Below are 11,750 nucleotides of genomic sequence, written 5' to 3' on the forward strand. Positions count from 1 at the left end.
CGCCCGGAGTTCCGAGTTACTTAACGGCGTTAAGCATCTCCGATTTCGCACACGGTACAACTAAATCCAACATCACAACAGCCTCCACCCGAGGACGTTACCGGGTGAATCGTTGAAGAAGTATCTGGCACCCTGACCCAAAAGCGCGCCCGGCGCAAGACCGGGCGCGCTGTTCTTTGTTCGATTGTGTGGAATGTTGCGCGTACGGTATCTGCTCGTGATCAGTTAAACGTTTTGCCGTCCGCGGCCATCCGGATCAGCGACTCCGGTGGCGCGAACCGGTTCCCGTACGCCGCCGCCAGCTCACGGGCCCGCTCGACGAACGCCGGAACGCCGTACGAGTTGATCGCCTGCAGCGCGCCGCCGAGCAGCGGCGGGAAGCCGATCCCGAAGATCGAGCCGATGTTCGCGTCCGCGACCGAGCGGAGCACGCCCTCGTCGAGGCAGCGCACGGTCTCCAGCGACATGATGAACGTGAACCGGTCCTGCAGGTCGGTCACGGTCGCCGTCGAAGTGCCGGTGAAGTGCTCGCGCAGCCCCGGCCACAGGCGCTTCGGGCCGTCGGCCGGGTAGTCGTAGAACCCGGCGCCGGTCGACTTGCCCTTGCGGCCGAACTCGTCGAGCATCCGGCCGACCACCTCCATCCCGAGGTGGTCGTCGAACGGCCCGGCGCTGCCGCCGGCCGCGATCGCGGCGTCCCGGATCTTGCGCGGCAGCGTCAGCGTGACCTCGTCGAGCATCGCCAGCGGCGGCGCCGGGAAGCCGGCCAGGGCCGCGGCCCGCTCGATGGTGACCGGGTCGACGCCCTCGGCGACCATCGCGGCGCCCTCCATCACCAGCGTGCCGAAGACACGCGAGGTGAAGAAGCCGCGGCTGTCGTTGACCACGATCGGCGTCTTCCTGATCTGCCGGACGACGTCGTACGCCTTGGCCAGCGTCCGGTCCGAGGTCTTCTCCCCCACGATCAGCTCGACGGCCGGCATCCGGTCGACCGGCGAGAAGAAGTGCATGCCGACGAAGTCGTCCGGCCGGTCGATCCCGTCGGCCAGCCCGGTGATCGGCAGTGTCGAGGTGTTCGAGCAGAGCAGCGCGTCGGGTTCGATCACCCCGGCGATCTCGGCGAAGACCTGCTGCTTGAGCTCCTCGCTCTCGAAGACGGCCTCGATCACGAGATCGGCGCCAGCCAGGTCGTTCGGGTCGCCGGTCGGCGTGATCCGGCCGAGGAACTCCTCGACCTGCGCCGGGGTCTTGCGGCCCTTCTGCACCTGCTTCGCGAGCAGCTTCTCCGAGTACGCCTTGCCCTTCTCGGCCGCCTCCAGCGAGACGTCCTTGAGCACGACCTCCATCCCGGCCTTCGCACACTCGTACGCGATCCCGGCGCCCATCATGCCCGCGCCCAGGACGCCGACCTTGCGGGCCTGGTACGCCGGGACGCCGTCCGGGCGCGAGGCGCCGGCGTTGATGGCCTGGAGGTCGAAGAAGAACGCCTTGATCATGTTCTTCGCGACCTGACCGGTCGCCAGCGAGACGAAGTACCGGGACTCGATCCGGGACGCGGTGGCGAAGTCGACCTGCGCCCCCTCGATCGCGGCGCTCATGATCGCCCGCGGCGCCGGGTAAGGCGCGCCCTTGAGCTGTTTGCGCAGGTTCGCCGGGAAGGCGGGCAGGAACGCGGCCAGTTTCGGGGTGGACGGCGTCCCGCCGGGGATCTTGTAGCCGTCGCGGTCCCACGGCTGCTTCGCGTCCCCGTCGTACGCCGCGATCCAGGCGCGCGCGGCGTCGAGGAGCTGGTCGGCGGGCACCACCTCGTCGACGATGCCGACCGACTTGGCGTGGGCCGGCTTCATCCGCTGGCCCTGCAGCAGCACCTTCATCAGCGCGTCCTGCAGACCGAGCATCCGGACCATCCGCGTGACACCGCCGCCGCCCGGCAACAGACCGAGGGTGACCTCGGGGACGCCGAGCTCAATCTTGTTGCTGTCCGCAACAATACGGTGGTGGCAGGCGAGCGCGATCTCGAGCCCACCGCCGAGCGCCGTCCCGTTGATCGCGGCGACCACCGGGACGCCGAGGGTCTCCAGCGCGCGGAGCTGGCGCTTGACCTCCTCGACGGTGTCGAATACCTGCTGGGCGTGCTCGGGCTGGATCTGCGCCAACATGTCGAGGTTGCCACCGGCGAAGAAGGTCGATTTGGCCGACGTGATGATGACGCCCTTGATCAGGGCCTTCTCGGCCTGCAGCCGTTCGACGGTCTTACCCATCGCCGCGACGTACGCGTCGTTCATCGTGTTGGCCGACGCGTTCGGGTCATCGAGCGTCAACGTGATGACACCGGCGTCGTTCTTCCAGTCGATCATGCCGCAAGCCTCTCGATGATCGTCGCGACGCCCATGCCGCCGCCGACGCACAGGGTGGCCAGACCGTAGCGGAGCTCACGACGCTCCAGCTCGTCCAGCAAGGTTCCGATCTGCATCGCGCCGGTCGCGCCCAGCGGGTGCCCGAGCGCGATCGCGCCGCCGTTCACGTTCACCTTCTCGTGCGGTACGTCGAGGTCGCGCATGAAGTGCAGGACGGCGGCCGCGAAGGCCTCGTTCATCTCGTACAGGTCGATGTCGCTCGCGTCGAGTCCAGCCTTCGCCAGCGCCTTGCGGGCGGCGGGTGCGGGACCGGTGAGCATGATCGTCGGGTCGGCACCGCTGACGCCGACCGCGACGACCCGGCCGCGCGGGGCCTGGCCGAGCGCCTCGCCGGCCTTCTCGGTGCCGATCGCGACCAGCGCGGCGCCGTCCACGATGCCTGACGAGTTGCCGGCGTGGTGCACGTGGTTGATCCGCTCGACGGTCACGTACTCCTCCAGCGCGACGGCGTCGAAACCGCCGTGCTCACCGATCGCGGCGAACGACTCCGGCAGCCCGGCGAGGGTGTCGACCGTCGTACCGGGCCGGACCAGCTCGTCATGGCCGAGGATCTGCAAGCCGTTGCGGTCCACGACCGGGACGACGGAGCGCGCGAAGTAACCGTTGGCCCAGGCCTTGGCGGCGCGCGCGTGCGACTCGGCGGCGTACGCGTCCACGTCGGTGCGGGAGAAGCCGTCGAGCGTCGCGATCAGGTCGGCGCTGATGCCCTGCGGGATGAAGCCGGTGGCCAGCGCGGTCTCCGGGTCCATCGCCCAGGCGCCGCCGTCCGAGCCCATCTTGACCCGGGACATCGACTCGACGCCGCCGGCCAGGATGAAGTCCTCCCAGCCGGAGCGGACCCGCTGCGCGGCCTGGTTGACCGCCTCCAGGCCGGACGCGCAGAACCGGTTGAGCTGGACGCCGCCGGTCGTGTTCGGGTAGCCCGCCATCAGGACCGCCGTCCGGGCGATGTCCATCCCCTGGTCGCCGATCGGGGTCACCACGCCGAGGACGACGTCATCGATCGCGGCGAGGTCCAGCTCCGGGTTGCGGGTGCGGTACTCGTCCAGCAGCCCGGTGATCAGCTGGATCGGTTTGACCTCGTGCAGCGCCCCGGTCGGTTTGCCCTTGCCCCGCGGCGTCCGGATCGCGTCGTACAGAAAGGCTTCGCTCATGATGATCCCGTTCGGTGTCGAGTCGTCCCCCGCATTGTGACAGTGTTGGTGTCATAGTCGTCAACAGCGGCTCGCTATGATCTCGGCCATGTCCGAAGCCGACGAGGCGACCCTGACCGTCGACGAGCTCTCGGCCCGGGTCGGGATGACAGTGCGCACGTTGCGCTTCTACGCCGGCCGCGGGCTGATCCCGCCGCCGATCCGGCGCGGCCGGGTGGGGTACTACGGTCCCGAGCACATCGCCCGGCTCGACCTGGTCCGCGAGCTGCAGGCGCACGGGTTCACGCTGTCGGCGATCGAGGGCTACCTGGACCGCATCCCGGCCGATGCCACGCCGCAGGACATCGCCCTGCACCGCACGCTGCTGACGCCCTGGATGCGCGACCTGCCGGAGACGCTCGACCGCGCGTCCCTGGTCCGCCGGACCGGGCGCGAGCTGACCGACGACGACATCGTCGCCCTGGTCGCGCTCGGCGTCGTCGAGCCGACGCCGGACGAGGACGTCTTCCAGGTCGCGACCGCGCATCTGAGCCTCGGCGTCGAGCTGCTCGACCTGGACCTGCCGACGGACGCCGTCCTCGCCGTCAGCCGGGTCTTCTCCGAGCACGGCCGCGCCATCGCCGAGGAGCTGACCGAGGTCTTCCGGACGATGGTCTGGCCGCACTACCGCGACTCGGGCGGGACGCCGGAGCACATCCAGCAGCTCGTCGAGCGGTTCAAACCCGTCACCATCCAGGGCCTGGTGATCGCGTACGAGCGCGCGGTCGGCGAGACCCAGCGCGAGACGATCCGGCGGACGCAGAGCAAGCGGCGATGACAACCGGGCCGGGCAGGCCCGCGTCGTTCGTTGCGTGAAAAGACTTCTGACCGCCGCGGCCGCCCTCCTGCTCTCCGTAGTTTGTTTGCCCTCGGCAACAGCATCCACCGGACATCGCGTCGGCGTCGCCGCCTACTCGCTCGGGGACGCCGCCTTCGACCTCCCGCCCGGCGCCGACGGCACCAAGGCCAAAGGTGAGCTGACCGCCGTCGTCCACTACCCGAAAGACCTGACCGGCCGCCGCTACCCCGTCGTCCTGATCTCGCACGGCCTGTGGATCAGCTGTGCCGACCGGAAAGCCTGGCAGGACGAGGACTGGGACAAGCTCGACGCGTGGCCGTGCGCGCCCGGCACGCCCGAGATCCCGAACTACCGCGGTTACGACTACCTCGGGGCGAAGCTCGCCGCGCAGGGGATGATCGTGATCTCGATCAGCGCCAACGGCTCGAAGGCCTTCATGGGCCAGGAGCAGGACGCCGCCCGGGCCGCGCTGATCAACGAGCACCTGCGGATGTGGCAGCAGCTGTCGAGCACCGGTCGCGGCCCGCTGGCCGGCAAGCTGCCGGTCAGCTTCAAGGGGCACGCCGATCTGACGAACGTCGGCCTGATGGGTCACTCGCGCGGTGGCCGCGGGACGCTGCTCTACGCCGCCGATCAGAACCAGAAGAACTGGCCGGCCGGCGTCCGGATCAAGGCCGTCGTCCCGCTCGCGCCGGCCGAGCCCTACTCCCCCGACGAGGACCCGGACAACCCGGAGCTGGACCCGTACCGGATCACGAACATCCCGGTCGGCGGGATCATCGGCAGCTGCGACGGCGCCGTCCAGGGGCGGGTCTACAACTACCTGCAGGCGCACAACAAGGCGCCGCTGTACGAGTGGTACGTCCGCGGCGCGAACCACAACTTCTTCAACACGCAGTGGTCGCCGTCCAGCGGTCAGGTCGGCGCTGAGGACGACGCACCGGCCGACTGCGGCGACCGGCGGCTGACCGAGCCCCAGCAGCGGTCGACGGGGACGGCGTACGTTTCGGCGTTCTTCCGGCGGTACCTGCTCAACGACCGCAGCGGCATGCCGTTGCTGACCGGCGCGGTGAAGCCCGGTCCGGTCGACGTCCGGGTCGATCAGGGCGTGGGCAGCCGCAGGTAGGTGAGGCCGCGGAGGTCGACGTACGTCTCGGAAGACGTCGTGACGACGCGCAGCAGGACGTGATCGCAGCCTGGGCACCGGGCGACCATGCCCGGTGCATCCAGGTAGAGCCGCGTTTCGGCGAAGACGCCGGTCTGGCCGCAGCCATCGCACCGGGTGACCGCGGCGGTGATGTCGACGGCGAAGATCTCGCTGAGTTTGCCGGCCGCGGCGTTGCCGTCCAGGTAGGTGGTCATTGCGGGCCTCCAGTCGGGCCGAAGCGTTCGGTACGGACGCGCGCCGGGTCGTGGCCGGCGGCGACGAGCAGGTCGGCCACGGCCTCGACGAACGGGGTCGGGCCGCAGACGTACGTCGTCGGCGCGTCGGCCGGGGTGAAGGCGAGCTGGTCGATCAGCTCGGCGTCGATCCGGCCGACCCGCGGCTCGCCGTCCGGCGCTTCGCGGGTGTAGACGAGCCGGACGTCGACATGGTCGGACGACGCCAGCTCCTTCAGGTCGTCCACGTAGATGACCGACGTCGGACGGCGTACGGAGTACAGCAGCCGGACGGGCGTCGTACTGGCCGCGTCCGCGTGGGCGCGCAGCATCGCACGGAGCGGGACGACGCCGGAGCCGCCGCCGATCAGCTGGACTGGGCCCTCCTGCTCGGGCCTCCAGACGAACCAGCCGCCGACCGGGCCCCGGAGCTCCAGCGGGTCACCGGGTCTCAGCACCTCGACCAGGTACGGCGAGACCTCGCCGTCCTCGACCTCTTCGACGGTCAGCTCGATGTGGCCGCCCGTCCAGGCGGACGCGATCGAGTACGACCGGGAGGCGCGGTAGCCGTCGTCCGCGGTGAGGCGGACGTCGAGGTGCTGACCGGCGAGGTGCCCCGGCCACTCCGGGACGTCGAGCACGATCGTGCGGGCGGTCGCGGTCTCCCGGCGGACGTCGACGACGGTCGCGACCTGCCAGCTCAGTCGCCGGCGTACCGCTGTTCTTTCCATGGGTCTCCGTACTCGTGGTAGCCGGCGGTCTCCCAGAAGCCGAGGTCCTCGGTGTCGGACAGCACCATGCCGCGGACCCACTTGGCGCTCTTCCAGAAGTACAGGTGCGGGACGAGCAGCCGGGCCGGGCCGCCGTGCTCGGGGTGGATCGGCTCGCCGTCGTACTCGTAGGCGATCCAGGACTGGCCGTCGAGCAGATCCTCCAGCGGGAGGTTGGTCGTGTAGCCGCCGTAGCTGTGGACGAGCGCGTAGTCCGCGGCCGTTTCGACGTCCGCGAGCAGCGTGTCGAGCGAAACGCCCTTCCACTCGGTCTGCAGCTTGGACCAGCGCGTCACGCAGTGGATGTCGCGCGTGACGTCCTCGGCCGGCAGGGCCAGCAGAGCCTTCCAGTCCCACTTGTAGGTCTCACCGCTCTCGGTGGCGACCGTGAACTCCCAGTGATCGGTCCGGATCTGGGGCGTCGGCCCCGCGGACAGCACCGGGAACTCGTGTGTCAGGTATTGCCCCGGCGGCAGCTCGGTCCCGCTCCGCCTCCGCCCGGTGAACCCCGGCGACACCACCATGCCGATCTCCCTCGACGTTCCTGAGGGCAGTCAATCACCTCGACCTCTCGGATTCCCATCGCCCGGGCGGCGATTTTCACTCCGGCGTCCGCAACCAGATCTCTTCGGCGGGGTCGAACTCGGTGGTCACCATGGTCCGGGCGCGCCAGCCGAAGCCGGAGATCGCCAGCGGGCCCTCGGTCAGCGGGTCGAGGCCGAAGGCGCGCTCGATGTCGATCTCGTTGATCGCCGACGTGACGAAGGCGCCGAGACCGAGCTCGGTCGCGCTCAGGTAGAGCGTCTGGGAGAGGTGGCCGCTGTCGAGGACGAGGGCGCGGTAGGCCTTCGCATGCTGGCGGTACTTCCAGAAGCTGCGCGCGTACCGCGGGGCCAGGACGGCGAGCACGGGGGCGTTGGAGAACCAGTGCTGACCGGCGAGCGCGCGGCGGGCGAACTGGTCGAGCGGCTCGTCGGGAGCGGGCAACGGCTCCAGGGCGTGGTCGACGGAGTGGTAGTGGTAGAGGCCGGGAGTGAGACCTTCGACGTTCTGGATGATCAGGTAGGCCTCGGTCGGGTGCAGGCCGCCGCCGGACGGCGTGTTCTTCTTCAGGAAGACCGTGTCGTCGTCGACGCGCATCTCGGCCTGTGCGGCGAACACCCGTTGCAGCATGTGCGCGCACAGCTCTTGGGTCAGCGGGCGCTCGGCGTCGAAGTTGCGGCAGGTCGCGCGGCGGGCGAGCATCGCGTCGAAGTCGTTGCCGTCGATCCGCGGCAGCGCGATCCGGTCGGCCGGCTCGCGGCGGGCATGGGCGTGGGTCGGCGGCGCGCCGAGCTTGCGGCGCAGGTCGGCCGCGGTCGTCATCTCGTTGGCCTCCATCACGCTGACGCTGTCGAGGCCCTCCCAGCGGGCGAGCCGGTGCAGCATCGCAGCCGGCGGCCACCAGTGCCCGGCGCGCAGCGCGTCATCCCGCTCGCGGTGCGCGGAGTCGTCGTCCGCGATCACCAGACCGGCCTTGACCAGGTCGGGCAACAGCTCGTCGTCGCTCTCGGCCCACTCGCTCGGGCTCAACCGGCCGAGCAGCTCACGCTGTTCGGCGTCCACCTCGATCTCGCCGTCCAGATGCGCCGCCAGCGCCAGCCAGCGCTGCGTCCGGCTCAGCCCCGCGCCACCCGTCAACAGCGAATCCAGGTCGAAGCCGACGTCCTCCCGCGGCTCCAAGAACAGCACCGCACAACGCCGTACCCGCATCAACATCCCCGCCCCCCAGCCAAAGTCGTCAGCTAAGGTTAGTCGCGCGACAACTGAATCTGTGGGGCTACACAACATTTGGGGGGGACCAGATGCCAGTAACCGCGACCAAGTCACAACTCCCAGCACCGGTCATCGACCGCCTGCTGGACCTGCTCGCCACCGACGATGCCTTCCGCGAGCTCTTCGCCCGCGACCGCCACGCCGCCCTGGCCCAAGCCGGCTGCGAGCTGAGCGGCGCCTACACCTGCCTGACGGTCGACCAGCTGGCCGACAAGGCGGCGATCGCCGCCGCCCGCGACGAGCTGCGCGCGCACCTGTTGTCAGGCGCGGCCTACAACAACCCGCACGTCCTGGACGCCGGCGTCATGCACGCCGTCCTTCGCCACAACTAGCCCTGGGGGTAACCACATGATCGCCACCAAGCTTCAGATTCCGCCGCACGTTGCCGATCGGCTGCTCGAGCTGCTTGCGACGGACGACGACTTCCGCGACCTGTTCGCCACCGACCGGCACGCGGCCTTGAGCCGGCTCGACCTCGACCCGGAGCTGGTCAAGATCGCACCGCTCGAATGCATGGTCGTCGAAACCCTCGCCTCCAAGGGCGAGATCGCCGCCGCCCGCGCCGAACTCACCGCCTACCTCACCTCGGCCAACAACCACACCAACCCGCACGCCCTCGAGTCCGGCGCCATGCACGCCGTCCTCCGTCACAACTGAGCCCGGGGAGAACCAGATGATCGCCACGAAGCTCGAGATTCCGTTGCACATCGCGGATCGGCTGTTGGAGTTGCTGGCTACGGATGACGGGTTCCGGGAGTTGTTCGCGCGGGACCGGCATGCGGGGCTGGTGCGGGTCGGGCTGGACCCGGAGGCGGTGCGGGAATCGCCGGTGGCTTGTATGGCGGTGGAGACGCTGGCGAGCAAGGGTGAGATCGCGGCGGCTCGGGCCGAGCTGCTCGCGTATCTGACGACCGGCGGGAACCACAACAATCCGCACATGTTGGAGGCGGGGCGGGTGTCGGCGGTGTTGCGGGAGCAGTGAGACGGGTGGGCGGCCGGTTGCCGGCCGCCCACGGTCAGATGCCCATCGTGCGGCCGATGATTTCCTTCATGATCTCGGTGGTGCCGCCGTAAATGGTCTGGACACGGCTGTCCAGGTAGGCCTTCGCGATCGGGTACTCGGTCATGAAGCCGTAGCCGCCGTGCAGCTGGAGGCAGCGGTCGACGACCTTCTTCTGCAGCTCGGTCGTCCACCATTTGGCCATCGCGGCCTCGGCGACGGTGAGCGTTCCGGCGTTGAGCTCGGTGATGCAGCGGTCGACGAAGACGCGGGCGATCTGGATCTCGGTCGCGAGCTCGGCGATCACGAAGCGGCTGTTCTGGAACGAGCCGATCGGCCGGCCGAACGCCGTCCGCTCCTTGACGTATTTCAGCGTCTCGTCCAGGACGTTCTCACAGGCCGCCACCGCGATGACGGCGATCGCGAGCCGCTCCTGCGGGAGCTTCTGCATCAGGTAGACGAAACCCTGGCCTTCCTCGCCGAGCAGGTTCGCGGCGGGAACGCGCACGTTGTCGAAGAACAGCTCGGCGGTGTCCTGCGCCTTCAGCCCGATCTTGTCCAGGTTCCGACCGCGGTCGAACCCCTCCATCCCGCGCTCGACGACGAGCAGCGAGATGCCCTGGGCGCCGGCGTCCGGATCGGTCTTCGCCACGACGATCACCAGATCGGCCAGGATGCCGTTCGAGATGAACGTCTTCTGGCCGTTCAGCACGTAGTGGTCGCCGTCGCGCCGCGCCGTGGTCTGGATCCCCTGCAGGTCACTGCCCGCGCCCGGCTCGGACATCGCGATCGCCGTGATCGTCTCGCCCGAGCAGAAGCCGGGCAGCCAGCGCGCCTTCTGCTCGTCGGTCGCGTAGTCCAGCAGGTACGCCGAGACGATGTCGGTGTGCAGCGAGAACCCGACTCCGCCGCCACGCGCCCGGGTGATCTCCTCCAGCAGGACGGCGTTGAACCGGAAATCGCGCGCCCCGCCCCCGCCGTACTCCTCGGGCACCATGAACCCGAGGAGCCCGTCGCGCCCGGCCGTCGTCCACAGCTCCCGCGGGACGATGCCGGCCTCCTCCCAGCTGTCGTGGTGCGGGACGATCTCCTTGTCGCAGAAGGACCGGACGGACTCCCGGAAGGCGTCGTGATCGGCGTCGAAGAGCTGACGTTCCACAGGCGGATCCCTTTCAGATCTACGGTGCTTGGACGGCGGCGCCGGTCTCGAACAGACCGTCGATGTCGGTGATCCCCCAGTCGGCGAGCGCCTCCCGGGTGTGCTGACCTGGTCGCGCAGGCGGCCGTTCGAGGGTGGTCGGCGTCCGCGAGAAGCGCGGCGCGGGCGCGGCCTGGCGGACGCCGTCCTGGTCGACGAACGTCCCGCGCGCGGCGAGATGCGGGTGGTCCGCGGCCATCGGCAGCACCGGCGCGACGCACGCGTCCGAGCCGTCGAACAGCTCCGTCCACTCCGCCTGCGTCCGCGTCCGGAACGTCTCGGCCAGCACCTTCCGCAGCTCCGGCCAGTTCGCCGGGTCGTAGCGGTCGGGTGCCTCGATCCCCAGCTTGTCGATCAGCGCGGCGTAGAACTGAGGCTCGATCGCGCCGACCGCGACATGCTCGCCGTCCGCCGTCTCGTAGACGTCGTAGAACGGCGCGCCGGTGTCGAGGATGTTCGTCCCGCGCTCCTGCTTCCAGCTGCCGGCAGCGAGCGCGCCGAGCAGCATGGTCGTCAGGTGCGCCGAGCCGTCGACGATGGCGGCGTCCACGACCTGTCCCGCGCCGGTCCGCTGCGCGTTGTGCAGCGCGGCGAGGACGCCGACGACCAGGTACAGCGAACCACCGGCGAAGTCGCCGAGCAGGTTCGCCGGGACCTGCGGCGGCCCGCCGGCCCGGCCGATCAGATGCAGCGCACCGGACAACGCCAGGTAGTCGATGTCGTGCCCGGCCGTCTGTGCCAGCGGGCCGTCCTGACCCCAGCCCGTCATCCGGCCGTAGACGAGCCGCGGGTTGAGCGCGTGACAGTCGTCCGGCCCGACACCGAGCCGCTCGGCGACCCCGGGCCGGAAACCCTCGACCAGGACGTCGGCCTGCGCGACCAATCGCCGTACGACGTCGATCGCGGCCGGGTTCTTCAGGTCGAGCGCGACGCTGCGCCGGCCACGGTTGACCAGCTCCAGCTCGGGCGGTCCCATCGCGAGCCCGCCGCCCGGCCGTTCGATCCGCAGGACGTCGGCGCCCAGCTCGGCCAGCATCATGCAGGCGAACGGCGCCGGTCCGAGCCCGGCCAGCTCGACGACCTTCACACCTTCGAGAGGACCCATGCCGCTATTGTGACAGTCCTACTGTCACGGTCGTCAAGCCATCAGGCGGGCGATCATCGGACACGTTGCGGTC

13 protein-coding genes are annotated in these 11,750 nt (G+C 69.7%); 5 read left to right on the top strand and 8 right to left on the bottom strand.

What is annotated here, in order from left to right:
* Positions 1–221: 221 nt before the first annotated feature.
* The gene (locus ACZ6ZD_RS30120) at positions 222–2,357 is read right to left on the bottom strand and encodes a 3-hydroxyacyl-CoA dehydrogenase NAD-binding domain-containing protein (protein ID WP_465677292.1); all 2,136 of its coding nucleotides are present in this window, start codon (positions 2,355–2,357) and stop codon (positions 222–224) included.
* Positions 2,354–3,571: an acetyl-CoA C-acetyltransferase gene (locus ACZ6ZD_RS30125; RefSeq protein ID WP_465677293.1), complete on the bottom strand. Its 1,218-nt coding sequence runs from the start codon at positions 3,569–3,571 to the stop codon at positions 2,354–2,356. Before ACZ6ZD_RS30125 ends, ACZ6ZD_RS30120 begins: the two co-directional genes overlap by 4 nt.
* An 88-nt stretch (positions 3,572–3,659) precedes the next feature.
* Between ACZ6ZD_RS30125 and ACZ6ZD_RS30130 the strand changes: the two genes are divergently transcribed.
* Together ACZ6ZD_RS30130 and ACZ6ZD_RS30135 are read left to right on the top strand one after the other, a co-directional pair.
* Complete coding sequence (locus tag ACZ6ZD_RS30130) at positions 3,660–4,388, top strand: MerR family transcriptional regulator (protein ID WP_465677294.1); 729 nt, start codon at positions 3,660–3,662, stop codon at positions 4,386–4,388.
* 34 nt (positions 4,389–4,422) lie between these two features.
* On the top strand, positions 4,423–5,535 hold the full coding sequence (locus ACZ6ZD_RS30135; protein ID WP_465677295.1) for an alpha/beta hydrolase family protein: 1,113 nt from the start codon (positions 4,423–4,425) through the stop codon (positions 5,533–5,535).
* On the opposite strand, the gene ACZ6ZD_RS30140 is transcribed toward ACZ6ZD_RS30135, so the two are convergent.
* From ACZ6ZD_RS30140 to ACZ6ZD_RS30155, 4 genes are all read right to left on the bottom strand, one after another.
* A complete protein-coding gene (locus tag ACZ6ZD_RS30140; RefSeq protein ID WP_171673581.1) occupies positions 5,511–5,771 on the bottom strand; it encodes a DUF6510 family protein in 261 nt (86 codons plus the stop codon). The two genes, ACZ6ZD_RS30135 and ACZ6ZD_RS30140, sit on opposite strands and share 25 nt — an antisense overlap.
* Positions 5,768–6,520, bottom strand: coding sequence for a ferredoxin reductase (locus ACZ6ZD_RS30145; RefSeq protein ID WP_465677296.1), 753 nt, complete (start codon positions 6,518–6,520; stop codon positions 5,768–5,770). Before ACZ6ZD_RS30145 ends, ACZ6ZD_RS30140 begins: the two co-directional genes overlap by 4 nt.
* Entirely contained in the window at positions 6,490–7,083 is a 594-nt protein-coding gene (locus tag ACZ6ZD_RS30150) for a molybdopterin-dependent oxidoreductase (RefSeq protein WP_465677297.1), read from the bottom strand. The genes ACZ6ZD_RS30145 and ACZ6ZD_RS30150 overlap by 31 nt, the downstream gene beginning before the upstream one ends.
* 76 nt (positions 7,084–7,159) lie before the next feature.
* Positions 7,160–8,311 carry a putative peptide maturation dehydrogenase gene (locus ACZ6ZD_RS30155; protein WP_465677298.1) on the bottom strand — a complete coding sequence of 384 codons (1,152 nt, stop codon included), beginning with the start codon at positions 8,309–8,311 and terminating at the stop codon, positions 7,160–7,162.
* A gap of 92 nt (positions 8,312–8,403) precedes the next feature.
* On the opposite strand from ACZ6ZD_RS30155, the gene ACZ6ZD_RS30160 reads away from it, so the two are divergent.
* Genes ACZ6ZD_RS30160 through ACZ6ZD_RS30170 form a run of 3 tightly spaced genes read left to right on the top strand, consistent with a single transcriptional unit; the run spans position 8,404 to position 9,356 of the window.
* Positions 8,404–8,706, top strand: a complete 303-nt coding sequence (locus ACZ6ZD_RS30160; protein ID WP_465677299.1) for an NHLP-related RiPP peptide — start codon at positions 8,404–8,406, stop codon at positions 8,704–8,706.
* Positions 8,707–8,722: 16 nt separating this feature from the next.
* The gene (locus ACZ6ZD_RS30165; RefSeq protein ID WP_465677300.1) at positions 8,723–9,031 is read left to right on the top strand and encodes an NHLP-related RiPP peptide; all 309 of its coding nucleotides are present in this window, start codon (positions 8,723–8,725) and stop codon (positions 9,029–9,031) included.
* Positions 9,032–9,047: 16 nt separating this feature from the next.
* Positions 9,048–9,356: an NHLP-related RiPP peptide gene (locus ACZ6ZD_RS30170; RefSeq protein ID WP_465677301.1), complete on the top strand. Its 309-nt coding sequence runs from the start codon at positions 9,048–9,050 to the stop codon at positions 9,354–9,356.
* A gap of 34 nt (positions 9,357–9,390) precedes the next feature.
* Here ACZ6ZD_RS30170 and ACZ6ZD_RS30175 read toward each other — a convergent pair whose 3' ends face one another.
* On the bottom strand, positions 9,391–10,533 hold the full coding sequence (locus tag ACZ6ZD_RS30175; RefSeq protein WP_465677302.1) for an acyl-CoA dehydrogenase family protein: 1,143 nt from the start codon (positions 10,531–10,533) through the stop codon (positions 9,391–9,393).
* A gap of 19 nt (positions 10,534–10,552) precedes the next feature.
* Positions 10,553–11,677: a CaiB/BaiF CoA transferase family protein gene (locus ACZ6ZD_RS30180; protein ID WP_465677303.1), complete on the bottom strand. Its 1,125-nt coding sequence runs from the start codon at positions 11,675–11,677 to the stop codon at positions 10,553–10,555.
* Between the last annotated feature and the right edge of the window lie 73 nt (positions 11,678–11,750).

Source organism: Kribbella sp. NPDC104218 (assembly GCF_055584105.1).

Excerpts from the sequence above, each read along its gene's own strand:
- ACZ6ZD_RS30150 (WP_465677297.1), bottom strand. The coding sequence starts at position 7,083 with ATGGTGGTGTCGCCGGGGTTCACCGGGCGGAGGCGGAGCGGGACCGAG.
- ACZ6ZD_RS30170 (WP_465677301.1), top strand. The coding sequence starts at position 9,048 with ATGATCGCCACGAAGCTCGAGATTCCGTTGCACATCGCGGATCGGCTG.
- ACZ6ZD_RS30140 (WP_171673581.1), bottom strand. The coding sequence starts at position 5,771 with ATGACCACCTACCTGGACGGCAACGCCGCGGCCGGCAAACTCAGCGAG.
- ACZ6ZD_RS30165 (WP_465677300.1), top strand. The coding sequence starts at position 8,723 with ATGATCGCCACCAAGCTTCAGATTCCGCCGCACGTTGCCGATCGGCTG.
- ACZ6ZD_RS30125 (WP_465677293.1), bottom strand. The coding sequence starts at position 3,571 with ATGAGCGAAGCCTTTCTGTACGACGCGATCCGGACGCCGCGGGGCAAG.
- ACZ6ZD_RS30120 (WP_465677292.1), bottom strand. The coding sequence starts at position 2,357 with ATGATCGACTGGAAGAACGACGCCGGTGTCATCACGTTGACGCTCGAT.
- ACZ6ZD_RS30145 (WP_465677296.1), bottom strand. The coding sequence starts at position 6,520 with ATGGAAAGAACAGCGGTACGCCGGCGACTGAGCTGGCAGGTCGCGACC.
- ACZ6ZD_RS30180 (WP_465677303.1), bottom strand. The coding sequence starts at position 11,677 with ATGGGTCCTCTCGAAGGTGTGAAGGTCGTCGAGCTGGCCGGGCTCGGA.
- ACZ6ZD_RS30130 (WP_465677294.1), top strand. The coding sequence starts at position 3,660 with ATGTCCGAAGCCGACGAGGCGACCCTGACCGTCGACGAGCTCTCGGCC.
- ACZ6ZD_RS30160 (WP_465677299.1), top strand. The coding sequence starts at position 8,404 with ATGCCAGTAACCGCGACCAAGTCACAACTCCCAGCACCGGTCATCGAC.
- ACZ6ZD_RS30155 (WP_465677298.1), bottom strand. The coding sequence starts at position 8,311 with ATGCGGGTACGGCGTTGTGCGGTGCTGTTCTTGGAGCCGCGGGAGGAC.